Consider the following 23947-nt stretch of genomic DNA (forward strand, 5'->3'; position numbering starts at 1 on the left):
TATAAATTCTGTCTTTATTATAGAAGGAGATTCACTGCTCTTTGAAGAAACAATATGGCTAAGAACCTCAACGATCTGGTCATCGACTACTTAGAGAAGAGGAGTGCATGCAATGGAAACTAATAGTGTCCAAATAAGCCTATGCGGCTTTATTCGCCATACTCAGCCTTTTCGGCAATTATATCGCAGTGGGCTGGATACCTATATCATCAGGCTGCAAGCAGAAGGGGAGTGTGAAGTACTGATCGATGGGGACATGGTAACCGTGGTGCCTGGTGATCTGTTATTATTTAAACCCCAAGATATATATGATCTAAGAATCGGGGAAAAGAAGAGTCCGCTGGGACATAGTGTGGACTATTTTGTAATGTGTACAGGGGAATGGGTGGATCAATGGTGGAACCTGCGCGAAAGACCGAAGAAGGTTAGAATTGCGGATGATGGCAAGCTGCAAAGTATATGGCAACAGCTTGATTTGGAGAATAGAAGACTAGATGGGGGTAGCCCTGAAATACTTGAGGCGCTGTTTAAAGCGCTATGTCTGCTGTTAGATCGGGCTATGGAAGAAGCACCTGCATCATCATCAGCCTCACTGCTACACGGGCTTAAGATGAAGAGTTATGTAGAGGAGCATGCTACATCAGAAATCAGGCTAAAGGATGTAGCTGCCCATGCCGGAATTAGTGTAACGAGGGCCGTACATGTATTCAAAATTCAATTCGGCTACTCTATTATGCAATATGCTGGGCAAATTCGGCTTGCTATGGCACTTCGATTAATGGACAACACCAATTATACCTTAGAGCGAATAGCAGAGGAGACGGGGTTTGGAAGCTACACCTATTTCCACAGGGTGTTTCGGGAACGTTATGGCGTCTCGCCAGGCAACTATCGTAAGAGAGAGTAGCCTTCACTATTTTTAAGATCGTCTAGTTTTTAACAAGAAATCCCTAACCGCTTGCTCAAATAACCTGGCACTATTTGCCCATGTCCATTTGTGGGAAGATCTTTCACCTTGTGCGGCCAATTTAGTTCTTAAGTTTGGGTCTCGGATTAGGCGGATGACATCTTCACCAAGCCGATTCTCGTACCGATAGGAGAGCAGGCAGTTCTTCTCGTGATTTGCGTATTCCATATTTCCACCTGAATAAACACAGACGAGTGCTGCGCCACACCGCATGGCTTCAAGTCCTGGCAAAGAACCCGTATCAAAAATACTAGAACTAACAAAGATATCTGCACCGTTGTAATGATAACAGAGCTCTTCATCATTCGCTGGCGTGAAGAATCGATATTTGCCAGTAGCTTTCATTCTTTGGAGATCTTCTGAAGTGTTGAACTCGTCAGGCGGACTGATAAAGTTAATATTTACATTGGGATATTGATTTTTCACGTGATCCAGCTGCTCTATAAGATAGTCTTGCTCACGGTGCCATGAGAAACCACGTTCTGCTTTTCTTAATATAGCTGTTATATTTAAAGGCTCCTGAAGACTGTAACGGATATTCATATTCTTGAAGGAGGAGCTAATGCCAATGGGCACGATTTTTCCTGTGATCCCATGATTTAAACGAATCAGCTCCTGCTGCCAATGCGATAAAACAATTAGATGCTCTGTGACATGATAAGAAGGGAACGACAGTGAACTATCTGGTAAAAAGGGGGGTTCATAACATAATGACAATCTTACATGAATTCCTTTTCCTTGATTGCTAGCTGCTTGAGAGGTAGGGACTGTCGTATGAAAATTAGAAACAATAACATCGCCTGAGGGATAGTCCTGTTCTTGAAGCTCCATATGTGTGGAACGGATTAAGGTGGAGCGGACATCATAGGAAACAACCCCATCCACAGGCATGAGGATAGTAACCTGATGCCCCATAGCTGTTAGCCCATTGGTGAGTTCTACCAGCATGCGTTGAGCTCCACCATGAGATAAGGTCAGAATAGGGAATGTGAGTCTCATCGGTAATCCCGTCCCTTCCAAGTTAGGGCTTAATCGTTCTGTTTCTTATTTTATTCAACTCGCTTAAAAAGGTACCATTTATCCAGTTTGAAAAGCATTATTTTTCCATAGAAGCAATATTCTTCAGTAAAGCAACGGTCTCATTAATCTCGAGGTTCGTTATATCTTCTAAAGATACATCGATCATGGGCTTGGATTTTTGGAGTTTGCTCAGGAAAGCTTCGGTATGGAAATGCCCTCCACCAGCTTTACCGTGGTAAATTCTCTCTCCATCTTGATAGATGTCTTTTAAATGCGCCAAAATGATCCGATCCCCGAACAACCTGAAGGCGTCATTAACAATTTGATCCTGCATATCTACAGCGTCACCAATAAAATTGCATGGATCCAGGACAACCCCAATATTGCCAGAGGGGATTTCATCTAAGATGCGGCGCATCTTGTCTGGTGTAGAAAGAGTATGTGTGCAGACCCCCTCCAATCCGAGAAAAGCACCCCATTTTTCAGCTTCCTCTGCAAGCTCTTGTACAGTTTCCCTTAATATATCCCAGCCGATCTCTTCGTAATGGAGCGGATCTTGTGCTTGGAAAGTAGTCAGTGCGCCCGTCTCCGTAGCCACCATAGGGGCGCCGAATTGGCGGGCATATCGAAGAGTTTCTTTAAAGCGATCTATTTCTAATCTCCGAATAACAGGATCCGGGTGAATGGGATTGATATAACAGCCTAACACTCCGATACGTATACCTGCTCTGTCAAATTGTTCGCCAATATAGTTTGCGAGGCCTGGACTTAATTTACCTGTGGAGGTATCGATGTCCTGAATAGCTTTGGATAAAGCAAGTTGAACAAAATCGATATCATAATTCTGAAGCGTTGCTGTCAACGATTTGAGGGGTAAACAACCAAATATATGCGCTAATGTTCCGTATCTGATGGTAATCATCTCCTTATCTAGGATAGGTATGTGTAATTACAAACATAATAGTAGCGCTTTCATCTGGATGCAAGTGATTTATCCAGCTATTTACCATCTCAAACCTCCTTATCCAAAATAAAACATCTGTATCTTATTCCAATTAGTATACTACGAGAGTCAGCAAGGAGGAGATAGAAATAGAAACATTACTGTGAAAAAGAGGACGAGAGCAGATAAGTGTATTTAATACAACTAAATAGCTACTTTACTCCGGTTATTGTGATATAGATGTACTTTGTACAACTATATCTCTGGAAATCAGCGGATACAGCTTAATTGGGGGAATTAGTTGCACAAAGTACACTTAACGATAGACAGGCGTGCTGAAGTTAATTTTAGTTGTAGAAAGTGCAATTAAATAATGCAGAGGGCTCTTTTTTGCAGTAAAATTTTTTGATATGGTAAGCAATTTTGTGTTCTAGGGGGGATTATGATGTTGATTGAGCTAAAGGAAGCTAGTTTGTCAGATGGACGCGATATTTTTGAAATGATTATGGAGATCGGCCCTGGGGAGAATGGATTCGTTAACAATGGGTTTGATTTGGCTTACAGTGAATTTCCTGATTTCATCAGAGATCGGATAGCACTCTCAAGAGGCGATAATCTCCTACCAAACTATGTCCCGCAAACCAACTATTGGTTACTGATTGACTCTTATCCTGTTGGTGTTGGAAAGCTAAGACATTCCTTAAATGATCAATTAAGAAAATCAGGTGGACACATCGGATATAGCATCAGGCCTAGTGAGCGAGGAAAGGGCTTTGGCAAGATTTTTTTAGCAGAGTTGTTAAAAAAAGCTGCGGATCTGGGGATTGATAAGGTCATGCTGACTTGTGAGCCGAACAATGTATCTTCGAGAAAGGTTATTGAAGCGAACAGAGGAATACTTAGCGGTATCGAGGATGGAAAATGTAACTACTGGATTAGTTTATGAGTCGAGTCGGTGCTGAATAGTGGGGGTGAAGGAGTTGCTAATTGGCAACTCTTTTTTTGTTTTTTCACAATGGAATTTCAGTTCATCCAAGGAGGATTCGTCTAACTTGTGAAATAAATTTTAAATTTTGTTGAAAACGCTCTATTCAAACACAAACAAATAGATTAAAATCAAAACAAACAAAAATAAACAAAAAAATAAACATTCAAAAACGGAGGTATTCACAAATGGTACAAAGTTTATGGGATTCTGCACGGGGAAAAGTCATCAACGGAGGTCTGGATGCACTGGTCTATCGCTCCAATCTGTTGGGTGAAGATCGTAGAGTCTGTAATTTTGGAGGAGGGAATACCTCTAGTAAAACTATAGAATTAGATTTCCGTGGTCGTGAGGTTGAAGTCATGTGGGTGAAGGGTAGCGGCTCTGACCTAGCTACGATGAAAGCAGGCAATTTTACCGGATTGCGGCTACAGGATATTGCGCCATTGTTTGATCGGGAGGAAATGCCTGATGAGGAAATGGTGGCTTACCTCGCGAATTGTATGATTGATCCTAAGCATCCGCGTGCTTCAATTGAGACGCTGCTGCATGCTTTTTTACCATTCAAACATGTAGATCATACACATCCAGATGCGATTATCAGCTTATGCTGTGCTCATAACGGTAAAGATATTGCGCGGGAAATCTATGGGGATCGTTTCGTATGGGTGCCTTACATTCGTCCTGGGTTCACTTTATCCAAAATGATCGCTGAAGGCGTACTTGCTAATCCTCAAGCAGAATTGGTGTTGATGGAGAAGCATGGCCTCGTGACTTGGGGGGATACGCCGGAAGCTTGTTACGCGAAGACGATCTCTATCATTAATGAAGCAGAGCGTTACATCCAAGAGAGAATTGAAGATGGGAACCTGTTCGGAGGTCGCAAATCGGAAGCGCTTCCGGAAGAAGAGCGGCGGGCTGTAGCAGCTGCAGTGATGCCGTTGATTAGAGGCGCAGTCAGTGATGAGCGCAAAATGATACTGACCTTCGATGATGCAGAGGATGTGCTGCGTTTTGTAGGTGGAGTTAACTCGGAGAAATTATCCAGTGTAGGTGCAGCTTGTCCGGATCATTTGGTACATACCAAAATGCTGCCACTATTTGTGAATTGGGAACCAAATGCCAGTGATATTGATGGTTTGAAGACGAAGCTGAACGAAGCGATTACCGCATACAAAGAGCAGTACGAAGCGTACTTCGATCGCAATAAGCATGAGGGAGATGTAATGTTCGAAGCCGCACCGCGTGTGATTCTAATTCCCGGAGTGGGAATGATCAACACCGGCAAAAGCTGGAGCAACTCTAAAATTAGCGGTGCCTTGTATCACCGGGCGATTGCTGTTATGCGCGGAGCTACCGCATTGGGAGATTTCGTCTCTCTAAGTGAAAATGAATCGTACAATGTGGAATATTGGCCTTTGGAATTATATAAATTATCGCTGGCACCAGCAGAAGCAGAATTCTCGCGAAAGGTTGCGTTCATTACTGGTGGCGCAGGAGGAATCGGGAGCGAAACCGCTCGTCGACTAGTGTCCGAAGGGGCGCATGTTGTGCTGGCAGATCTCAATCTGGAGGGCGCACAGAAAATTGCCGAGGAGATTAACGATAAATACGGTGAGAATCGTGCGTTCGCTGTTAAAATGGATGTAACGCAGGAGGAGCAAGTTACCACAGCTTATGCAGATACAGCACTCTTTTATGGCGGAGTAGATATTATTGTGAACAATGCTGGGCTTGCGACTTCCAGTCCTTTTGATGAGACTTCATTAAAAGAGTGGAACTTGAACATTTCCGTGCTAGGAACTGGATATTTCCTCGTTGCACGTGAAGCCTTCAAGGTGATGAAGGAGCAAAAGATCGGCGGTAGCATGGTATTTATTGGCTCTAAGAACTCTATATTTGCTGGAAAAAGCGTATCGGCTTACAGTTCTGCCAAAGCACTCGAAGCACATTTGGCTCGCTGTATTGCAGCTGAAGGTGGAGAGTTCGGTATTCGCGCCAATACAATTTTGCCGGATGCCATTCTACAAGGCTCAGCGATTTGGAATTCGAACTGGCGGAATGAACGGGCTGCTGCTTACGGGATTGAGCCGGATCAACTGGAGGAACATTATCGTAAACGCACAACACTGCTTGTAAATATTTATCCACGTGATATTGCTGAAGGGGTGGCCTTTTTCGCTTCATCCAAGTCAGAGAAGACTACGGGCTGCATGCTGACGATTGACGGTGGAGTGCCGGCAGCTTTTACTAGATAAGTGGAAGATGGAATATAGATAGATATAACGGAGGGAAGCCATGCTGATTGCAGACAGATATGAAAGAATCGTAGAACTAGTGAATGAACGTGGCAGCATTCGTGTCTCTGAACTGAGTACATTATGCCAAGTGACGGAGGAGACCATCCGCAGGGATCTTGATCGCTTGGAAAAGGCGGGGAGGCTGCTACGCTCGCACGGCGGTGCAGTTAGTCTACGTGATCGTCAGCCAGAGACGCCATATGCTGAACGTGAAATTATGAACGCAGCGGAGAAGCAGCAGATTGCTCGTGAAGCAGTGATGATGATAAAGCCGGGAGATCGGATTTTGCTGGATGCTAGCACAACTGCATGGTATATGGCCTCACATTTGCCGGATATGCCACTAACTGTACTGACTAATTCTATTAGGGTAGCTGCGGAGTTAAGTGGGAAGGAACGAATAGATGTGATCTCAACTGGCGGTCAACTGAGCCGCAGATCGATGTCCTTTGTTGGTCATTTAGCCGAGCGTTCGCTTGAGTTGTATCACGTGGATAAAATGTTTTTTTCTTGCAAAGGATTTCATCTCGAACGCGGCGCCAGTGAATCGAATGAGCTGCAAGCGATGGTGAAGCGAAAGATGATTTCTATTGCGGAGCAGGTGATCCTACTTTGTGACTCCAGCAAATTCGGAATTCAAGCGTTCACACATGTTGCCACGACTAGTGAACTGGATGTTGTGATAACGGATTACAGCCCTGCCACAGAACAGCTAAAGCAGCTACAGGAGCTGAACATCGCAATAACAACCGTGTAGAAAATAGTGTTGCAGGAGGTGAAGGCATGAAGGTATCGATGTTTATTACTTGCATCAGTGATGCTGTGTACCCGAAGGTCGGAGAAGCGATGGCACGTCTGCTTGCCAGATATGGCGTGCAGCTGGATTTTCCCGAAGTGCAGACCTGCTGCGGACAGCCTGCGTACAATAGTGGCTATTGGAATGAGGCACGTCAAGCTGCACTTACGATTTTGCAGGCTTTCGAAGACAGTGACTTTGTCATTGCTCCTTCCGGGTCTTGCACCGGGATGCTTCATCATTACCCGAAACTGTTTCAGGATGATCCGATTAATTTGGTCAAGGCGCAGAATTTGCAGCGTAAATCCTATGAGTTCAGCCAGTTCATGGTACAGGTGCTTGGCGTAACGGATCTAGGGGCAGTATTTCCGCATAAAGTTACCTATCATCCTTCCTGTCATGGCACTCGGATTCTGGGGATTCGTGATGAGCCTATGTTACTTATGCAGAATGTGAAGGCGATGGAGCTAGTGCCATTACCTTTTGCTGAGGACTGTTGTGGGTTTGGTGGAACCTTTGCCGTGAAGATGTCTGATATCTCCGGGGCGATGGTCACCGAGAAGTCAGATCATGTGCTGGAGTCGGAAGCAGAAGTCTTAACGGGTCTGGATATGGGCTGTCTCATGAATATTGCTGGGAATTTGCGTTATCGCCACAAACCGGTCCGAGTCATGCATTTAGCAGAGCTACTGTATGAGGGGGTGAGTGGACAATGAGTCAGAATGCCGCTCAGACTAAATCGGAATCGATTAATGTGAAGCCAGCTACGGTAAAAGAGCGTGCCGACTTGGCGCTGAATAATGACTTTTTGCGCAAGGCGGTTCGCTTTACTACGGAAAGGTTGCGTGACGGGAAACAGAAAGCGGCGAACGATCATGGACACTGGGAAGAATGGCGCGAACGTGGGCGGCAAATTCGCCTGCATACGATCGCTCATCTGGATTATTACTTAAATCTATTTGCGGACAATGCAAGAGCGAACGGCACGCATATTCATTTTGCGGCAACGGGTGAAGAGGCAGTGAAGATTGCTTTAGAGATTGCACAGCGAAAACAAGCGGCTTCCGTGGTCAAATCAAAATCGATGGTGACTGAGGAGCTGCATTTGAATACGGCTCTTGAATCCATTGACGTGGAGACGATTGAGACAGATCTTGGCGAATATATTATCCAGCTTGCCGGAGAAACTCCGTCTCATATCATTATCCCAGCCATCCATAAAAACCGCTATCAGATTGCTGAGCTGTTGTCCAAGGAGGCAGGGGAGGAGCTTTTGCCTGAGACTACAATCCTTGCAGGATTTGTACGGCGCAAGCTACGGGAGAAATTCCTAGAAGCTGATATTGGGATGACGGGATGCAATTTTGCGATTGCAGAGACAGGTTCCATGGTGCTATTCGAGAATGAGGGCAATGCTCGCATGGTCACCACCTTGCCGAAGACGCAAATCACTTTGATGGGGATGGAGCGGATTATTCCTTCTTGGAGTGACCTTGAGGTGATGGCTACGTTATTACCTCGTTCAGCAACTGGCCAGAAGCTAACAGTGTATATGTCCGGTATTTCAGGACCCCGTAGAAAGGATGATGGGGACGGGCCGGAAGAGCAGCATATTATTATCCTTGATAATGGTCGATCTGAGCAGCTCGGTGATCCAGAATTTCAGGAGCTACTGAACTGCATCCGCTGTGGAGCTTGTCTGAATGCCTGCCCTGTCTATCGTCATATTGGCGGTCATGCCTATGGTGGGACTTATAGCGGACCGATCGGAGCAGTGTTGACCCCAGCGCTAAACAAAAATGTAGATCAATGGGATGATATCGCAGGTGCATCGAGTCTATGCGGTGCGTGTTATGAAGCTTGTCCAGTCAAAATCCCTCTGCATGATATGCTTATCTATTTACGGCGACGTAAGGTAGAGAGAGGTTATGGAGACAAAGCGGAAGGTCTTGGCATGAAAGGTTTTGGTGCGATTATGGCGAAGTCACAGCGATTCAGTAGTGTGATGAAAGTAGGCAGAATCGGACAAAAGCTACTTGTGAGAGACGGCGAAATTCCGTCAAAGCTTGGGCCGCTGAAAGCCTGGAATAACTACCGGATCGCTCCGAAGCTGGCGGATGAATCCTTCCGCGAGAGCTGGAAAGAGCTGCAGGAGGAGTTAGACCAAAATAGTCGCGAGATGGACCCGTCGATACAGAAGCGGATGGAAGATTTATTAGCGAAGCGGAAGGCGGAAGAACTGAAAGGAGAGCCCGGATATGACTGAGGAAACGCACAGAGAATGGCTGGAGCGTATGGACCATGATTCTCGTGAGAAACAGCAGGCATTCATGAACGATATCGCTCGTCGCCTGAAGCGGCCAAGAACGACTGCGGCTCCGTTACATCCTTTTCGCGGTGCTCCAGATTATTGGCAAGAATTCCAGTGGAGTCCAGAAGAACGCATCGATCAATTTACTGCGAATTTTCAAAGTGCAGGTGGACATGTGTTTCGCATGGCAACGATGGATGAAGCTAAAGCTTTTATCGTCAATAAAGCGAGTGATATGCTCGCCCGTTATATTCTCCGGCAAAATGTAGCTGAGCTTGCGGCACTTCGGCTAGAAGAAGAACTTGTAGATACGCGTGTATCTGTCTGGAATACGAATATGCAAGAAGCATGGAAAGCTAGGGCGGCGGAAGCCGATATTGGGATTGTGATCGCGGATTATGCAGTTGCTTATACAGGCTCTATTACAGTGTTATCTTCTGCGGATAAAGGGCGCTCTGTCAGCCTGTTGCCAACCGCATTAATTGCCATCGTTCCGCTGGAGCGGCTGAAGACTCGTCTGGGTGAGGTGCTTATTGATTTTGATGAAGCGGGACAATCGGGTCTCCCCGCAGGTATTCACTTTATCTCTGGACCTAGCCGTTCAGCGGATATTGAGAATGATCTGACGATAGGTGTGCATGGCCCTGGAATCGTATTCGCCTTGCTGGTAGGCTGATGAGGAGATAAGGAGTGTTGTTTAAGAATGAATGCTGGGGCACATAAACAGGGTCAGAATCATATTGCTATTGATATTGGAGCCTCTAGTGGGAGAGTCGTTTGCGGAACCTTGCAAGAACCGGAAGGAACCTTATCATTAACAGAAATTCACCGTTTTAGTAATGGGTTCTCTGAGAAGAATGGTAATCTTTATTGGGACGTCGATTATTTATTTGCTGAAATTGTAAAAGGCTTGCAGAAGGCGAAGTCAAAAGGAATTGAGCATTGTACCGTCGGAATTGATACTTGGGCCGTGGATTACGTACTTCTAGATCAGAAGGGTACACGAATTCATGAAGTTTTTTCTTATCGTGATTCCCGAACAGATGGAGCGGTACAAAGCGTACACCGCAATATATCAACTGAAAGCGTTTACCAAAAGACGGGGATACAAGTTCTCCCGATTAATACGTTGTACCAGCTGTTTGTGCATGATCAGGCAGATCTTGAAGCAGCACATTCAATCCTGTTGGTCCCTGATTATCTCTACTATCGGCTTACGGGACGAAGAATTAGTGAAGTCACGAATGCTTCAACCACGGGTCTGCTGAATCTGCAAACACGGGATTATGATACTGATTTACTGGCACTGCTTGGTCTTTCAAAAGAGCAATTCCCCCCCTTAACGGAACCTGGGGAACAAATTGGCGGGTTGACTGATGACTTGGTGGCACGCGGTGATCTTCCAGATTGTGAGTTCATAGCAGTTGCCACACATGATACAGCATCAGCTGTACTAGGCGTTCCTGCAAGTAGCGACAAATGGGGATTTCTCAGTAGTGGTACTTGGTCCCTCATCGGGGTGGAACGAGCTTCAGCAATTACAAGTCCAGAGGCGATGGAACGTAACTATACGAACGAATGGGGCGCCTTCGGTTCGTTCCGTTTTCTTAAGAACATTATGGGGATGTGGCTGATCCAAAAGGTTCGTGAGGAATATGGTGGTCAATACAGCTTCGGCGAACTGGTGGAGCTGGCAGAGCAAGAAATTCCTTTCAGATCCATCATCTACTGCAATGATGAACGATTCATGAATCCATCCAACATGATCAGCGAGATACAGAGCTATTGTGCGGAAGCCGGACAGTGGGTACCAAAGACACCAGGGGAGATTGCCAGATGTGTGTTTGACAGTCTTGCTCTTTCTTACTATTTCTATGTTCAGGATCTTCAGCTATTGACCGGCGAGAAGTGGGAGCGGCTGCACATCGTAGGCGGAGGGGCGAATAATGGATTGCTATGCCAAATTGCGGCGGATTTACTAGAGATGGAGATTTACGCTGGTCCAACGGAATCCACCGCATTAGGTAACGTAGTTATGCAAATGATCAGTGTGGGTACGGTCACAGATATTAAAGAAGCAAGAGAAATTATATATCGTTCATTTGATGTAACAATCTATATTCCACAAGAGATGGACTCTTCCCTAAAAACCGCGGCATTAGCTGAGTTTGCTCGACTGCAGATCGTTTAAGAGTAACTAATAAAGTTATGGGATGACTATTAGATAGCTAAGGGTGAGCAAAAGAGGTACAAAAATCCCCTATATTGAGCCCAAAAAGCGGAAAACGAGCAAAAGAAGGGTATAAATCCCACTAAATGAAATCACTAAGACAATATCAGGAGGCTCAAGCATGGAGCAGAATACAGAAAGCTTAAAGAGCATTCAGACGAGCTATAATGAGGCGAAAAAGCTCTACGCACAGCATGGCATTGACGTAGATAAAGTATTAGAGCAGCTTGCAGCAATCAAAATTTCATTGCACTGTTGGCAAGGAGATGATGTAAAGGGCTTCCTGAATAAGGAAAAAGAGCTAAGTGGCGGGATCGCGGTCACTGGTAGTTACCCGGGGCGAGCTAGAAATCCGGAGGAGCTGCGCCGTGATTTGGAGCAAGCACTAGCACTTATCCCCGGACGTCATAAAGTTAATTTACATGCTATTTATGCCGATACGGAAGAAACTGTAGATCTTGATGCGCTAGAGCCTAAGCATTTTGAAAGATGGGTGGACTGGGCTAAGGAGCAGGGACTTGGATTAGATTTCAATCCCACTTGCTTCTCTCATGAAAAAGCTAATGATGGCTTCACGCTAAGCCACTCGGATCCTGAAATCCGCAATTTCTGGATTGCTCACTGCAAGGCTTCACGCCGAATCTCCGAATCTTTCGGTCAGGCACTAGGTCAGCCTTGTGTAACCAACTTCTGGGTTCCAGATGGATATAAAGATACACCGATCGACCGTCTGTCACCGAGAGTGCGACTTCAGCAATCACTGGACGAGATCTTCAGCGAGGAGATCGATCAGCAATATAACATTGATGCTGTAGAAAGCAAGCTGTTCGGAATTGGCTCAGAAAGTTATGTGGTAGGTTCGCATGAATTTTATATGGGTTATGCACTAAGTCGGGGCAAAGCGGTTTGCTTCGATGCTGGGCATTTCCATCCGACCGAGACCATCTCGAATAAACTATCCTCTTGGCTGCTGTTTGGTGATCAATTGTTGCTGCATGTTAGCCGTCCAGTACGCTGGGATAGTGATCATGTGGTGACTATGGATGATGAACTGCTGGAGATTGCTCGTGAACTAGTTAGAGGTCAATTCCTAGAAAGAACTCATATTGGACTCGATTTCTTTGACGGAAGTATTAATCACATTGCCGCTTGGGTGATCGGAACACGTAACACAATCAAAGCCCTGCTACGTGCGATGCTGGAACCTATAGAGCTATTGAAGCAAATTGAACTGGATGGGGATTACACTACTAGACTTGCACTGGTAGAGGAATTGAAATCTTATCCGTTCGGAGCTATTTGGGATTATTATTGTGCGACGAGTGGTGTGCCTGTCCGAGAAAGTTGGCTGAGCGATGTGAAGCAATACGAAGTAGATGTTTTATCAAAGCGATAAAGTACTTGTAATGGCGGTTACCACATGGTAGCCGCTTTTTATGTTCATGATTCGTACTTATTTGAAAAGATATGTGATCTCTGCTATGTTTTATCAAAAAGAGAGAGAGGCGTTATTATGGAGAAATATGGACCGAATCCGAATGTGCTCTATCCGAATGAACAGATCAAAAGCATCTGTTATATCAAAAATGTGATTACAAGAAAGAATATTACGGTTGGCGATTATACGTATTATGATGATATAGACGGTGCGGAAAAGTTTGAGGAGCATGTGACTCATCATTATGATTTTATTGGTGACAAGCTTATTATTGGGAAATTCTGCGCGATTGCCAAAGGTATTGAATTTGTCATGAATGGTGCGAACCATCGAATGAATTCTGTTACGACCTACCCTTTTAATATCATGTCTAATGGCTGGGAGCATGCGGTTCCAGAACTATCAGATTTACCCTTAAAAGGAGATACGGTGATCGGCAACGATGTGTGGATTGGGCAGAATGTTACGGTTATGCCGGGTGTACATATTGGTAATGGAGCCGTCATCGCGGCCAATTCAACAGTTGTCAAAGATATCCCGGCTTATAGTGTCGCTGGAGGAAATCCATGTAAAGTAATTAGACAACGTTTTGATGATGAATTGATCGAACATCTAGAAGCGCTTAAGTGGTGGGATTGGGATGCCGAGCGTATCTTTAAGAATCTTGAAGCGTTATGCAGCAGTGATTTGAATAAAATCAAAGAAATTAAATGATATTGTGTAAGTTTCATAGAACGAGCTATAGTTTATCTTAAAGATATAAATAATAGCTGAGGGTATACTGACTGTATGTACTTCATATGAACCTTGCGGAGGGAAAATCTAATGAAGAAAGATGATGATAAGATCACTGCGGAACTCACAGCAGAGAGGTTTCCATACAGTAAAGAGAACGAGGAGATGGTGAAGCGGAATTTTTGGACAAAAACTAAAAAGTTCGCAGGCAAGATCCCATTTACTAAAGATGCTATTGCGATGTATTATTGCGCAGTCGACGCAAAGACGCCTTTATGGGCAAAAGGTATTGCCTTCGGAGCGTTGGCTTATTTCATCTCCCCGATTGATGCGATACCGGATGCGCTTCTAGGACTTGGATTTACGGATGATGCGGCAATTATTGCAGCAGGCATCAAAGCTATCTCAGGTCAGGTTACGGATGAACATAAGGAAAAGGCCGAAGCATTTTTTGGAAAATAAAAGGTGCAGCTTTGAGCTACACCGTAATATTTGTACCTTCTGGACAGCTTTCTGCGGAAAGCTGTTTTGTTTTGTAAACCTCGCCCCAGTCTTTCATGAGTTTAATAATAGGGGTCAGTGTCTTGCCAAATTCAGTTAACGAGTATTCGACTTTCGGGGGAACCTGATGGTAGACCTCACGGTGAACAACTCCATCTTCTTCCAGCTCTCTAAGCTGCAAGGTTAACATGCGCTGAGTGATTCCTGGGCATATCCGGCGAAATTCGTTAAAGCGTTTCGTTCCATCCATCAAGTGATAGATGAGAATCCCCTTCCATTTTCCTCCTATAACATCGAGCGTAAATTCCACAGGGCAAGCTTCCTTATTTCCCCCTGGGAAATCTCCGAATCCACCTTTTCGATCACGCATAGCCGTTCAACTCCCATAGTATCATTTTGTATACTACATAACATTAATGTGCGTACTTTTAAAGAAGTGATATATATTCTAATATTAAGCATGAGAACGGCAAACAGTCAAATAGGCCGTTGATTCTAAGCAAATAAAAGGAGTGTTAAATATGGATACTTTATCATTAAACAAGAATGAAATCCTGTCTGCTTACCAGTTCAGACATGCAACTAAAGAATTTGATAGTCATAAAAAAATTAGTGAGTCAGACTTTCAGTTTATTCTGGAAACAGGACGTCTGTCACCAAGTTCATTCGGATTCGAGCCTTGGCGTTTTGTCGTAGTACAAAGTCCGGAAATACGTGAGAAATTACGTGCTCATGCCTGGGGAGCACAAAAGCAATTGCCAACCGCAAGTCATTTTGTATTGATTCTCTCACGTCTTCCTAAAGATATGGCTGCTGATTCAGATTATATTAAAGGGATCATGGAGCATGTGCAGGAGCTACCTCCAGAAGTGATGGAAGGGAAAGGTAATATGTTCGATAAGTTCTTGAAGGTTGATTTCGGATTGATGGAGAATGAGCGTGCAATGTTCGAATGGAGCTGCCGTCAGACTTATATAGCCCTTGGTAATATGATGACATCAGCCGCTTTAATCGGAATCGATTCTTGCCCAATGGAAGGTTTCGATAAGGCGAAGATAGAGCAAGTTCTTACCGAAGAGGGGATTATGGATGCCGAACATTTTGGAATCTCCTGCATGGTAGCCTTTGGGTATCGATTGAATGAACCACGTGGAAAAACAAGACAAAGTGCAGAGCAAGTCGTTCAGTGGGTTTAACTAAGCTGGAATCTCATTTTTGAGCTGCATAACGAAAATAATTAAACCTGCAAAGTCTCCGGCATCTTGGAGATCATGCAGGTTATTTTTGTTTAATTCTTACAAGATTCGAAAAGTAATTGAAATTTTCATGAAAACTCTGATACTCTTATTGAGGTGACCCATTTTAAGCTTTATCGAGTTAATTTAATAATGAAGGGATCCTGCATCATGAAAATCATTCGCATAATTATCCAAGTGTTCCTGCTTTATTTGTTCTACTTGGCTGGAGACTTCCTGCAAAAGCAGCTGAATCTTCCCGTTTCTGGGAGTATCGTCGGATTACTTTTGCTCTTTGTTTTATTGCTATTCAAGGTTGTACCAGTGAAGTGGATTGAAGATGGTGCAACAACAATATTAGCTTATCTTCCGTTATTTTTTATTCCAGCGACGGCTGGGATCGTGAAGCATATGGATATTTTTAGTGGAAGAGGTTTGCTCTTAATCTTGATTCTTATCGTTAGCAGCGTCCTCACAATTGCAGCAGCAGCACATACGAGTCAATGGCTTTCAACCTTGAAAGGAAAGAGCAAGGCGGGCTGGAGCAGCAAGAGCTTAAGCGAAAAGGGGAAGGAATTATAATGTTTTTTATCGCGACAGGAATTGTCCTGCTTAATGTTGCTATTTATTTGATGATGTCCGTAATTTATAGACGTTTTCGGTTTCCTGTACTGATTCCCGCGTTAACAGCAACAGTCCTTGTTGTAGCAATACTTCTATATTTTCATATTCCGTATGATACATATATGATAGGCGGTCAGTGGATCAATCAGTTACTCGGTCCTGCTGTAGTGGCGCTAGCCTACCCATTGTATAAACAACGTAATGTGTTAGTTGAGAATCTTCCAGCCATCCTGGGGGGAGCGATTGCAGGTCTGTTATTAGGGATGTTTAGTGGTCTGCTTTTGGCAGCTGGTCTAGGATTCTCAAAATTGTATGTTCTGTCCATTTTGCCAAAATCGATCACAACACCTGTGGCGATACAAATCTCAAATGGTTTAGGTGGGGACTCCTCGCTAACCTCCGTATTTGTAATGATTGCCGGATTTACAGGTGCGATTGGCGGTCCTCTCATTATTAAACTGTTTAAGATTCGAAGCGAAGTTGGGATTGGGATCGGGTTAGGAACGGGTTCTCATGCACTTGGAACTGCAAAGGCACTGGAATACGGTGAACAGTCAGTTTCAATGAGCTCCGTAGCGATGACCGTTTGTGCTATTGTCGGTTCATGTATCGGTCCGGTGGTAGCTTGGATCATGTACCCTTAAATTCATTCATCGTAACTATGTTTGCAAAACACTCCATCGGGTAACTATAACTAAGGAACAAATAAAGCAAAGCACCTGAGGAGGATTTCACATGTCAGATTATTCTCAAGATGAAGCGGAAATCCGCAACAAGGAAAATAAAGACGGCGATTCATTAGCTGAAATTAAGAAGATGGAGAATGGTGTGGACATCGAGCCAGAAGCAGACGATTGGGTAGCCAAGCCTGCAGAGTCCTCGCATCCTGATCCGCTTCCTAACGATTTGGACTAAATGATTCGGAAGACAGGCTGCCCTTCATTGGGCAGTCTGTTTTTCTTGAGATGATTTTAGCAATTATTGTATAATGAATTCAGGTACAACCTCATCAGAGAGTTTTCTCCAAGTTCTTAGTAGCTTTTCGCAAATTTCACAGATCTCAGCCATTCTTGTAGCAGGGAGGAAATGAAATGCGTAGTCGGAATGAGAACAGCCGATATCGGCAAAAACGTGGTGAGGCTCTTGTAGGCAACTTTGAGAAAAAGTATGGTTCAAACTTTGGCGTACGTAGTGAACTTTCAACGGATACGTTAAAGAAACAAGACGACGATCAGTCGCTAATATCGGCTCAGAATCATGAAGAACGGCTTAAACCATAAGCGTGGATGGATAGAGAATCCGCTTCACTCTTTATAATTTGTAATGAAGACATAACCTTTGGGTTATGTCTTTTTTGTTGCGCATATCTCCTGAAGGATTAAGGCATAATAGGGCCGGATGGATATTTAAGAAAATAATGACAACTAGGAGCGGTGTATAAACATGATGACTTCTATATTTTCTTCAAGCGGAGATTCTGCGATGGCAGTGGCGGGCCAATATTTCTTTTATTTTATGATCTTCTCTTTTTTAGGCTGGGTATTGGAAGGTACATATAACTTATATAGTAATGGAAGCTTTCGCAAAGAAGGCTTTCTAAAAGGCCCTTTTAAACCAATGTATGGATTTGCACCACTGCTTCTATTGATTGCCAGAGACTTAACCCTGCCTTTCCCAATTTTCCTCCTGCTTGCGTTAGTCGTTCCTTCAGCTGTTGAATACGTAAGTGGTTGGGTGCTAAAAACTGTGTTTCAAAAACAATGGTGGGATTATTCAGGGATGTCTTATCAACTGCAAGGGCATATTTGCCTTCGATTCTCCCTATATTGGTGGGCGCTATCGGTAGCTTGTGTATATGGGATTCAGCCGTTTATGGAGCGTTTGTATTCACTAGTCTATAATGTTTGGGGAATTATTTTTCCTTTCGTGGGACTCTATCTTATGGCTGATTTATTGTGGACTTGCTGGAGTCGGTATAGAAGTGAGAAGACCCCCCAATATCAAGATTAATGATGCCTATATGGACATAATAAGCATTCTTTTGTATATGAAGCACAAAGATTTCAGTGACAAGCATTTCGATCTTGCATATCAGTTTTGTGTCGTAAATAATATAGCCATATATTAAATACTAGACGGACTGGTGGAGATAACGATGACAGGGAAGATTCTAGTAAGCGCATGTCTGTTAGGACATAAAGTGCGTTATGATAATGGTGATGTGCCGTGTCTCGATGCTCGTTTCTTGAAGTGGTATGAGGAAGGGCGTTTTGTCCACATTTGTCCTGAGGTAGTCGGAGGGTTATCAACGCCTCGTCCTGATGCTCAACGGCAAGGTGAGCGGGTGGTAACAGGTGCAGGTGTGGATGTTACGGAACCTTTTATGAAAGGTGCTCAAGCAACGCTGAAGCTGGCTACAGAACATCAAGTTACATTAGCGATATTAAAACAGGATAGTCCTTCTTGTGGTAGTCTTTATATTTATGATGGTACTTTTAGGGATACGAAGATGCCAGGAGAAGGTACAACTACGGAGTTATTACGGCAAAATGGCTTTAAAGTGTTCGGCGAAGATCAACTAGATGAAGTGGAGAAAGAACTTGCTCGTATGGAGGGGTAAGTCATTCTTAAAGTAATAATTGGAACTCATGTTACATAGTGTGTATAAGGGGAACGAAGCAGTGTCCTTGGGAGAGGAAATGCCGTCCGAAGAGCCATCCTTCATTTGGGATTGGAGGCGGACGCAGATGAGTATTGACCAGCTCATTTCATTGCTTGTTCTTGTTATCATGATCGTACAGCTTGCCGGCTACAAAGGGAAACATTAAGCTCAAAGTCTCACCTCATTGTAACTGCTTCCGGACCTCAGAAAGTATTGAGCCGTTCGGAAGCTTTTTTTGTTCCACGCTAAGCATATTACCGAATCTAAAGGATTCCATCACAGAGATGTCTAATATATACATAATGTGGGTTTTTGGGAAGCCGGAGGAAAATAGGATGATGATCTACAAAACGGTGTGAGAGGATGGATGAATAGCGTGCCGATGTCTGAGTATTATCAGGAGATCCGAGGAAAAGTGGGTTCAGAGTTATTAATGATGCCTTCCGTAGCTGCAGTAATAAGAAATAAAGAAGATGAAATTCTATTTATTCGAAAACCTGAAGAGTCCTTGTGGGGATTGCCAGCAGGCGCCATCGAGCCAGGGGAACGGCCGGGAAGAACTTTGCGCAGAGAAGTATATGAAGAGACTGGATTAATGGTGCATCCTACTTCCATTCTTGGGGTTTTTGGTGGAGGGAAATATAGATACGAATATAACAATGGAGACCAGGTGGAATATACAGTCATCGTATTTGAGTGTTCTATTATCCGTGGAACGCTGAGAGCAATGGATGGAGAAGTCGAAGAATTTAAGTTCTTTAAAGAGAGTGAGCTGCCCGAGATGGCCATTCCCTATCCAGTGGAGATTTTCAAGAAAGACCGCGAAGTGGCAAAAACGATATTTGAATGAGCTGGAGAGGAGTAACTCATGAAGACTTTTATTTATATGATTAGGCACGCAGTATCACCTTTTGTGCTTGGAGATGAGAGGGAACGAGGATTATCTGATAAAGGGCATGAGGACGCATATAGAATTAAAGAACTATTGGCGGAGGAAGAGATCACACATTTTGTTTCTAGTCCTTATAGACGAGCCATAGATACGATTAAGTATTTAGCTGAGGCATCGGATCAAGAAATTGAGCTGTATGAGGAACTTAGAGAAAGAGCTATCGCAAGCGTTGAAATCGAGATCAGTGAACAAGAATTTCTTCAAGGTATCCGGGCATCATTCACAGACTTACAATATAAAATGCCAAATGGTGAGAGTACTCAGGAAGCGCAAGAGCGTGCGATCCCCATCATGAAGCAATTGATCCAGCAAAATAAAGGCGGCAAAATTGCACTAGGTACCCACGGGAATATCATGACCATTATCCTGAATTACTTCAATAAAAAGTATGGTTATGAGTTCTTTGAACAGACTTCGAAACCAGATATTTATAGGCTGGAATTTGATGAATTTGAGCTTACTAGTGTGGAACGAATGTGGAACCCCGAAGTACTGAGCAAATGAAGTATTTTATTAAGCTTAATTCGTTAAGCGTACTTTATGCCTTTATGTTGTTTGTCGTAATAGAGCTCATAGTAAATATTTATCGTATTAGTAGAATTTCCGGCTTGGAGCTGGATAAAGTGAATAACTTGCAGCTTATCTTCATATTTGTGATGTTTATATTTTTTTCTATAGGGTTTGTTTGGATGACAAAAAAATATTTGAGCGGTAAAAAATCCATGTATTTCACTACGATCCTGTGGTTTCCCTATTTGGCTCTGTTAATTAATTTATTCGCAGCATGGTTCCCAATTACAGAAGCTGCGGATAAACCAGTCCCGGTAACGGGGTTAATCATAATAGGGGCCATGATTATTTATCCGTTTTATATCGTGATGATTAATATTATATCAAGCATAAATTTCAAGTCAGACGCAGGATAGAGGATGGAAATGAGAGTCAATGCTTTAAAAGAAAGAGTTATTTATGGATGCATCTGCTTAATTGTTATTGTACTGGGGTTATGCTCTAGAGCATTCTCGGAACAGCTACCTTTGTTTGTAACGAGACATTTTGGAGATGCGCTTTGGGGCAGCATGGTTTACTTTATATTTCGTGTACTGCTAGTGAACCGGAAGCTTTGGATCGCTTTTATGTGGAGCCTGATGTTTAGCTTCGGCATAGAATTTAGCCAACTGTATCAAGCAGAGTGGATCAACAGCATCCGTGCTACCGTACTCGGTGGGTTGATTCTCGGAAAGGGATTCCTATGGATTGACCTTGTTCGATATACCGTTGGAATTACGCTTTCTTATAGACTGGATCAATACTTTCGCCCAAAATTGCACCGAATAGATAAATAGCTTTCAATGGAGATGAACCTAAAAATGGCAAATAGCTTGATTGTAGTATGCTTGCTTACAATGATTATTCATACAGCAGAAACCTTATCTTATTCGGTAAGATACGCCGGGGTGAAGCTGAACAAGATAGCTATTGCTTTGTCTCTGACAGGCATTATTGTTCTCGTGTCAAGAACTGCAAACATGATTCAAGCTCCACTGACGGCTAAATTCGTAGATTATGCCAAAATACATTCTGATTTCCCACTTCTTAATTACTTGAGAATTATATTGTTAGCTTCTTCATTAGGGACATTAATTGCCATTGCTATTTTTCCTACTTTTGTAGGCTTGTTTGGGAGAATCATCTCAAAGCTTGAAATCGAAGGTTCTATTCCCAAGCTGCTTACGAGCGTAACGATCGGGCAGTTAAAAAATACTAGAAAATACATAAGAAAACCAAAAGTGAATCTATATAACTTCAGATACCTGGGGATTCCTAAACGTTTTATTGTTATGAATGTTTTTGTTACAGCCTTTTACACCGTAGGGGTCATATCATCTTTGTATGCTGCTCATCTAATGCCTCAATATAGCACGACTGCTTCTCAAGCCTCAGGATTGATTAACGGAATGGCGACTATACTGCTGACCATATTTATCGACCCACAGCTTGGTCTTATTACCCATAAAGCCACTGAAAATGTAGAATACCGTGATCAGCTAGGAAAAATATATGTGGTATTGATGGGTTCACGATTTATAGGTACTATATTTGCTCAGCTCCTAATTGTGCCCGCAGCCCAACTAATTAGTATGTTAGTGAAGCTGATATGAGCTGGTGGGAGCGAATCATTATGGAAGCTTAGACTCTGCAGATCGCAGAGCTAGGGAGATCTTCTGCTCCCAGCTGTAAATATTCTGATGCATGTCATGAATTCGTTTCATTTGCTCATAGGATATTCTCATTTCTGATACTGCCTTAATTGCATCCCCTTGTTTTACAGCCGATTTATATTGTTTATCTGCTTCTGAACGAACTTTCTGTGCTACAGCGATATTCTTGTTCTCGGCGGTGATTTGCTTCTTCAGAGCTGTGATTGGTGCCAGAGCATCTTTGATAGGCTTGATCTTGGCAGCTGTTTGCTTGCGGGCAGTTGCCAAAGCGTCTGTCTTGGCCTTAATTTCAGTTCGAGCGAGTGTTACCGCAGCTTTGAGCTTATTGCGTCTTAGATCCAGGAGAGTGGCTGTCTTAAAGTCCTTAGCTTTCTTGGCGGCGGTAGACTGCTTACTGAGTGTGCTGTATTGGTCCAGTAGAGGAGCATGTTTCTTCTGAGCCGACGTTGCTTCAGATGATAAACGACTCAGCAGAACCTTATCTGTTGACTCTATGACAGAGTGAATAGATTTCAGTGTTTCATTGTTCTGCTTACGTAGCATTTGAATTTTTGAGCTATCGGACTTGAGGGCTACTTGAAGCGAGGTATAATTACCATGGAGACCGTTAATGTCATCTAAGGCTGAATCCCAGTCTGTACCTGCAGAAGCTAATGTAAGGTTGATGTTGAGGAGAGCTACTACTAGGATTAATTGGACAAACCTCTTTAAATAACTAAAATTGTGAATAAACATTCATTTCAGCTCCTTAATTAGTCTATGTGCGCAAAAAAAGCACCTCCAAGATAGGCATGAATGCCTATCTTGCGAGGTGCTTCTCCCGCAGAAATATAAATGATACACTTACTATAACTTGAAATTAATGGATAGTCAATCCGAAAAAGAACATTTGTTTGCTTTTTTGAAATAATGAAACATAAGGAGAGTCAAAGATGAATTCACATCTAGATCGAATGCATGATCGAGTGGCCGTAATAACCGGAACCTCTAGTGGATTTGGACTGCTCACAGCCCTTAAACTAGCAGGACAGGGATTCAAAGTTGTAGCAACCATGCGCGATTTGAGTCGTAAAGGCGAGCTTGAACAGCAGGCAGAGCATGCAGGACTCTTGAAGCAGCTTCATTTTATGACCATGGATGTTACCGATAGTGATTCTATACAGGCGACTATAACCTCAGTACACGAAACATTCGGAAGAATTGATGTTTTGGTAAATAATGCAGGCTTTGCTATAGGCGGCTTCATAGAAGAGATATCCATGGAAGAATGGCGTCAGCAAATGGAGACGAATTTTTTCGGATTAGTCGCGGTGACAAAAGCTGTGCTGCCAGTTATGCGAGTACAGAAAAGTGGTACGATTATTAACGTGGGGAGTATAAGCGGGTTGTCCGGGTTTCCGGGGTATGCTCCATATGCAGCTTCCAAATTTGCAGTAGAAGGATTCAGTGAAAGTCTGCGTCATGAAATGTCTCCTTATGGAATACGTGTAGTATTAATTGAACCTGGCTCCTTCCGTACTCCGATTTGGGGAAAAGGAATGGCACAAATTCGGCAAGTCGAGGATTCTCCTTATAGAGACCGTCTGGACGCTGTACTAAGATATTCCAAGCATACCGCTGAAACTGCACCTGATCCAAAGCAAGTGGCAGATCTCATCGGTCGTATTACTGAAATGAAGTCACCGAGGCTTCGGTATCCTATCGGCAAAGGCACCCGGATCTTGATCTTAGGCAAAACGCTGCTCCCGTGGAAATGGCTGGAGAGAATTATTGCGAAAGAATTGAGGTGATGGAATGGAGCAATCCATAAACTTAACAATCATTAAACTCATTGGATATGTATCCAGTTTGATGACCGTTTTTTTATGGTTTATATTTATATTCATTAATCCGTATGCTGAGGTTACGAATCAATCCAGTATTATAATAAGTATGGTAATGTTGGTGTTGCCTACCGGATTACTTGCGATAGGTGTCTCTTTAAACAGAAGCCTTCTCATGCTTCTCGCCTTTATTTGGAGTTTTC

General features: G+C 43.4%; 29 protein-coding genes. 25 read left to right on the forward strand and 4 right to left on the reverse strand.

The genetic code is table 11. The features are described from left to right. Positions 1–112: 112 nt before the first annotated feature. On the forward strand, positions 113–907 hold the full coding sequence (locus tag MKY52_RS23635) for an AraC family transcriptional regulator (protein WP_234533804.1): 795 nt from the start codon (positions 113–115) through the stop codon (positions 905–907). A 12-nt stretch (positions 908–919) separates the two neighbouring features. Here MKY52_RS23635 and MKY52_RS23640 read toward each other — a convergent pair whose 3' ends face one another. Together MKY52_RS23640 and MKY52_RS23645 are read right to left on the reverse strand one after the other, a co-directional pair. Then, positions 920–1966: a glycosyltransferase family 4 protein gene (locus tag MKY52_RS23640; protein ID WP_341053893.1), complete on the reverse strand. Its 1047-nt coding sequence runs from the start codon at positions 1964–1966 to the stop codon at positions 920–922. 97 nt (positions 1967–2063) lie between these two features. Next, positions 2064–2909, reverse strand: coding sequence for a sugar phosphate isomerase/epimerase family protein (locus MKY52_RS23645; protein ID WP_341053896.1), 846 nt, complete (start codon positions 2907–2909; stop codon positions 2064–2066). Between the two features lie 463 nt (positions 2910–3372). On the opposite strand from MKY52_RS23645, the gene MKY52_RS23650 reads away from it, so the two are divergent. From MKY52_RS23650 to MKY52_RS23695, 10 genes are all read left to right on the forward strand, one after another. Next, positions 3373–3876, forward strand: coding sequence for a GNAT family N-acetyltransferase (locus MKY52_RS23650; RefSeq protein ID WP_231573427.1), 504 nt, complete (start codon positions 3373–3375; stop codon positions 3874–3876). A gap of 227 nt (positions 3877–4103) precedes the next feature. Then, positions 4104–6173 carry a bifunctional aldolase/short-chain dehydrogenase gene (locus MKY52_RS23655; RefSeq protein WP_341053899.1) on the forward strand — a complete coding sequence of 690 codons (2070 nt, stop codon included), beginning with the start codon at positions 4104–4106 and terminating at the stop codon, positions 6171–6173. A gap of 40 nt (positions 6174–6213) precedes the next feature. After that, positions 6214–6972: a DeoR/GlpR family DNA-binding transcription regulator gene (locus MKY52_RS23660; RefSeq protein WP_042187090.1), complete on the forward strand. Its 759-nt coding sequence runs from the start codon at positions 6214–6216 to the stop codon at positions 6970–6972. Positions 6973–6998: 26 nt separating this feature from the next. Then, positions 6999–7727 (forward strand): (Fe-S)-binding protein, encoded by a 729-nt coding sequence (locus MKY52_RS23665; protein ID WP_042187093.1) that lies wholly within the window; start codon positions 6999–7001, stop codon positions 7725–7727. Further along, positions 7724–9277 (forward strand): LutB/LldF family L-lactate oxidation iron-sulfur protein, encoded by a 1554-nt coding sequence (locus MKY52_RS23670; RefSeq protein ID WP_341053901.1) that lies wholly within the window; start codon positions 7724–7726, stop codon positions 9275–9277. The genes MKY52_RS23665 and MKY52_RS23670 overlap by 4 nt, the downstream gene beginning before the upstream one ends. Further along, positions 9270–9998 carry a LutC/YkgG family protein gene (locus MKY52_RS23675; RefSeq protein ID WP_341053902.1) on the forward strand — a complete coding sequence of 243 codons (729 nt, stop codon included), beginning with the start codon at positions 9270–9272 and terminating at the stop codon, positions 9996–9998. Before MKY52_RS23670 ends, MKY52_RS23675 begins: the two co-directional genes overlap by 8 nt. Before the next feature lie 27 nt (positions 9999–10025). Then, positions 10026–11513 carry a rhamnulokinase gene (gene rhaB / locus MKY52_RS23680; RefSeq protein WP_341053903.1) on the forward strand — a complete coding sequence of 496 codons (1488 nt, stop codon included), beginning with the start codon at positions 10026–10028 and terminating at the stop codon, positions 11511–11513. Between the two features lie 160 nt (positions 11514–11673). Next, entirely contained in the window at positions 11674–12948 is a 1275-nt protein-coding gene (gene rhaA, locus MKY52_RS23685) for an L-rhamnose isomerase (RefSeq protein WP_341053904.1), read from the forward strand. Between the two features lie 117 nt (positions 12949–13065). Further along, the gene (locus MKY52_RS23690) at positions 13066–13704 is read left to right on the forward strand and encodes a Vat family streptogramin A O-acetyltransferase (RefSeq protein WP_149644074.1); all 639 of its coding nucleotides are present in this window, start codon (positions 13066–13068) and stop codon (positions 13702–13704) included. Between the two features lie 111 nt (positions 13705–13815). Continuing rightward, complete coding sequence (locus tag MKY52_RS23695; RefSeq protein ID WP_341053907.1) at positions 13816–14187, forward strand: YkvA family protein; 372 nt, start codon at positions 13816–13818, stop codon at positions 14185–14187. Between the two features lie 16 nt (positions 14188–14203). Here the strand turns inward: MKY52_RS23695 and MKY52_RS23700 are convergent, their stop codons facing one another. Next, positions 14204–14596: a winged helix-turn-helix transcriptional regulator gene (locus tag MKY52_RS23700; RefSeq protein WP_060622450.1), complete on the reverse strand. Its 393-nt coding sequence runs from the start codon at positions 14594–14596 to the stop codon at positions 14204–14206. A 151-nt stretch (positions 14597–14747) separates the two neighbouring features. Here MKY52_RS23700 and MKY52_RS23705 point away from each other — a divergent pair, with 151 nt between their 5' ends. From MKY52_RS23705 to MKY52_RS23765, 13 genes are all read left to right on the forward strand, one after another. Beyond that, on the forward strand, positions 14748–15422 hold the full coding sequence (locus tag MKY52_RS23705; RefSeq protein ID WP_149644076.1) for an NAD(P)H-dependent oxidoreductase: 675 nt from the start codon (positions 14748–14750) through the stop codon (positions 15420–15422). A 210-nt stretch (positions 15423–15632) separates the two neighbouring features. After that, positions 15633–16043, forward strand: coding sequence for a CidA/LrgA family holin-like protein (locus MKY52_RS23710; RefSeq protein ID WP_341053910.1), 411 nt, complete (start codon positions 15633–15635; stop codon positions 16041–16043). After that, a complete protein-coding gene (locus tag MKY52_RS23715) occupies positions 16043–16729 on the forward strand; it encodes an LrgB family protein (protein ID WP_042187114.1) in 687 nt (228 codons plus the stop codon). Before MKY52_RS23710 ends, MKY52_RS23715 begins: the two co-directional genes overlap by 1 nt. Before the next feature lie 91 nt (positions 16730–16820). Beyond that, a complete protein-coding gene (locus tag MKY52_RS23720; RefSeq protein ID WP_042126589.1) occupies positions 16821–17000 on the forward strand; it encodes a hypothetical protein in 180 nt (59 codons plus the stop codon). Positions 17001–17176: 176 nt separating this feature from the next. After that, positions 17177–17365, forward strand: a complete 189-nt coding sequence (locus MKY52_RS23725) for a hypothetical protein (protein ID WP_341053912.1) — start codon at positions 17177–17179, stop codon at positions 17363–17365. Positions 17366–17528: 163 nt separating this feature from the next. Beyond that, positions 17529–18095, forward strand: a complete 567-nt coding sequence (locus MKY52_RS23730; RefSeq protein WP_341053915.1) for a putative ABC transporter permease — start codon at positions 17529–17531, stop codon at positions 18093–18095. A gap of 145 nt (positions 18096–18240) precedes the next feature. Next, a complete protein-coding gene (locus MKY52_RS23735; protein ID WP_341053917.1) occupies positions 18241–18705 on the forward strand; it encodes a DUF523 domain-containing protein in 465 nt (154 codons plus the stop codon). 61 nt (positions 18706–18766) lie between these two features. Then, complete coding sequence (locus MKY52_RS23740) at positions 18767–18913, forward strand: hypothetical protein (RefSeq protein WP_156113097.1); 147 nt, start codon at positions 18767–18769, stop codon at positions 18911–18913. Positions 18914–19123: 210 nt separating this feature from the next. Beyond that, on the forward strand, positions 19124–19597 hold the full coding sequence (locus MKY52_RS23745) for an NUDIX domain-containing protein (protein WP_042193681.1): 474 nt from the start codon (positions 19124–19126) through the stop codon (positions 19595–19597). Positions 19598–19615: 18 nt separating this feature from the next. Next, positions 19616–20203, forward strand: a complete 588-nt coding sequence (locus MKY52_RS23750; RefSeq protein WP_341053918.1) for a histidine phosphatase family protein — start codon at positions 19616–19618, stop codon at positions 20201–20203. A gap of 185 nt (positions 20204–20388) precedes the next feature. Beyond that, on the forward strand, positions 20389–20625 hold the full coding sequence (locus MKY52_RS23755; RefSeq protein WP_341053921.1) for a hypothetical protein: 237 nt from the start codon (positions 20389–20391) through the stop codon (positions 20623–20625). A gap of 9 nt (positions 20626–20634) precedes the next feature. Continuing rightward, entirely contained in the window at positions 20635–21045 is a 411-nt protein-coding gene (locus tag MKY52_RS23760) for a ribosomal maturation YjgA family protein (protein WP_341053923.1), read from the forward strand. A gap of 24 nt (positions 21046–21069) precedes the next feature. Further along, positions 21070–21861, forward strand: coding sequence for a lipid II flippase Amj family protein (locus tag MKY52_RS23765; RefSeq protein WP_341053925.1), 792 nt, complete (start codon positions 21070–21072; stop codon positions 21859–21861). 18 nt (positions 21862–21879) lie between these two features. On the opposite strand, the gene MKY52_RS23770 is transcribed toward MKY52_RS23765, so the two are convergent. Continuing rightward, positions 21880–22656 carry a hypothetical protein gene (locus tag MKY52_RS23770; protein WP_076283032.1) on the reverse strand — a complete coding sequence of 259 codons (777 nt, stop codon included), beginning with the start codon at positions 22654–22656 and terminating at the stop codon, positions 21880–21882. Positions 22657–22853: 197 nt separating this feature from the next. Between MKY52_RS23770 and MKY52_RS23775 the strand changes: the two genes are divergently transcribed. Further along, positions 22854–23711, forward strand: coding sequence for an SDR family oxidoreductase (locus tag MKY52_RS23775; protein WP_341053927.1), 858 nt, complete (start codon positions 22854–22856; stop codon positions 23709–23711). Positions 23712–23947: the final 236 nt, after the last annotated feature.

The sequence above is a fragment of the Paenibacillus sp. FSL P4-0184 genome, from assembly GCF_038004625.1.
Lineage (GTDB): Bacteria > Bacillota > Bacilli > Paenibacillales > Paenibacillaceae > Paenibacillus_AQ.

Bases quoted from the DNA above. Each gene is read 5' to 3' on its own strand.
- MKY52_RS23655 (WP_341053899.1), top strand. From the start codon at position 4,104: ATGGTACAAAGTTTATGGGATTCTGCACGGGGAAAAGTCATCAACGGA.
- MKY52_RS23750 (WP_341053918.1), top strand. From the start codon at position 19,616: ATGAAGACTTTTATTTATATGATTAGGCACGCAGTATCACCTTTTGTG.
- MKY52_RS23700 (WP_060622450.1), bottom strand. From the start codon at position 14,596: ATGCGTGATCGAAAAGGTGGATTCGGAGATTTCCCAGGGGGAAATAAG.
- rhaA (WP_341053904.1), top strand. From the start codon at position 11,674: ATGGAGCAGAATACAGAAAGCTTAAAGAGCATTCAGACGAGCTATAAT.
- MKY52_RS23635 (WP_234533804.1), top strand. From the start codon at position 113: ATGGAAACTAATAGTGTCCAAATAAGCCTATGCGGCTTTATTCGCCAT.
- MKY52_RS23770 (WP_076283032.1), bottom strand. From the start codon at position 22,656: ATGTTTATTCACAATTTTAGTTATTTAAAGAGGTTTGTCCAATTAATC.
- MKY52_RS23665 (WP_042187093.1), top strand. From the start codon at position 6,999: ATGAAGGTATCGATGTTTATTACTTGCATCAGTGATGCTGTGTACCCG.
- MKY52_RS23640 (WP_341053893.1), bottom strand. From the start codon at position 1,966: ATGAGACTCACATTCCCTATTCTGACCTTATCTCATGGTGGAGCTCAA.
- MKY52_RS23660 (WP_042187090.1), top strand. From the start codon at position 6,214: ATGCTGATTGCAGACAGATATGAAAGAATCGTAGAACTAGTGAATGAA.
- MKY52_RS23710 (WP_341053910.1), top strand. From the start codon at position 15,633: ATGAAAATCATTCGCATAATTATCCAAGTGTTCCTGCTTTATTTGTTC.
- MKY52_RS23760 (WP_341053923.1), top strand. From the start codon at position 20,635: ATGAGAGTCAATGCTTTAAAAGAAAGAGTTATTTATGGATGCATCTGC.
- MKY52_RS23765 (WP_341053925.1), top strand. From the start codon at position 21,070: ATGGCAAATAGCTTGATTGTAGTATGCTTGCTTACAATGATTATTCAT.
- MKY52_RS23775 (WP_341053927.1), top strand. From the start codon at position 22,854: ATGAATTCACATCTAGATCGAATGCATGATCGAGTGGCCGTAATAACC.
- MKY52_RS23650 (WP_231573427.1), top strand. From the start codon at position 3,373: ATGATGTTGATTGAGCTAAAGGAAGCTAGTTTGTCAGATGGACGCGAT.
- rhaB (WP_341053903.1), top strand. From the start codon at position 10,026: ATGAATGCTGGGGCACATAAACAGGGTCAGAATCATATTGCTATTGAT.
- MKY52_RS23695 (WP_341053907.1), top strand. From the start codon at position 13,816: ATGAAGAAAGATGATGATAAGATCACTGCGGAACTCACAGCAGAGAGG.
- MKY52_RS23735 (WP_341053917.1), top strand. From the start codon at position 18,241: ATGACAGGGAAGATTCTAGTAAGCGCATGTCTGTTAGGACATAAAGTG.
- MKY52_RS23725 (WP_341053912.1), top strand. From the start codon at position 17,177: ATGCGTAGTCGGAATGAGAACAGCCGATATCGGCAAAAACGTGGTGAG.
- MKY52_RS23670 (WP_341053901.1), top strand. From the start codon at position 7,724: ATGAGTCAGAATGCCGCTCAGACTAAATCGGAATCGATTAATGTGAAG.
- MKY52_RS23675 (WP_341053902.1), top strand. From the start codon at position 9,270: ATGACTGAGGAAACGCACAGAGAATGGCTGGAGCGTATGGACCATGAT.
- MKY52_RS23755 (WP_341053921.1), top strand. From the start codon at position 20,389: ATGACAAAAAAATATTTGAGCGGTAAAAAATCCATGTATTTCACTACG.
- MKY52_RS23730 (WP_341053915.1), top strand. From the start codon at position 17,529: ATGATGACTTCTATATTTTCTTCAAGCGGAGATTCTGCGATGGCAGTG.
- MKY52_RS23715 (WP_042187114.1), top strand. From the start codon at position 16,043: ATGTTTTTTATCGCGACAGGAATTGTCCTGCTTAATGTTGCTATTTAT.
- MKY52_RS23705 (WP_149644076.1), top strand. From the start codon at position 14,748: ATGGATACTTTATCATTAAACAAGAATGAAATCCTGTCTGCTTACCAG.
- MKY52_RS23720 (WP_042126589.1), top strand. From the start codon at position 16,821: ATGTCAGATTATTCTCAAGATGAAGCGGAAATCCGCAACAAGGAAAAT.
- MKY52_RS23690 (WP_149644074.1), top strand. From the start codon at position 13,066: ATGGAGAAATATGGACCGAATCCGAATGTGCTCTATCCGAATGAACAG.
- MKY52_RS23645 (WP_341053896.1), bottom strand. From the start codon at position 2,909: ATGATTACCATCAGATACGGAACATTAGCGCATATATTTGGTTGTTTA.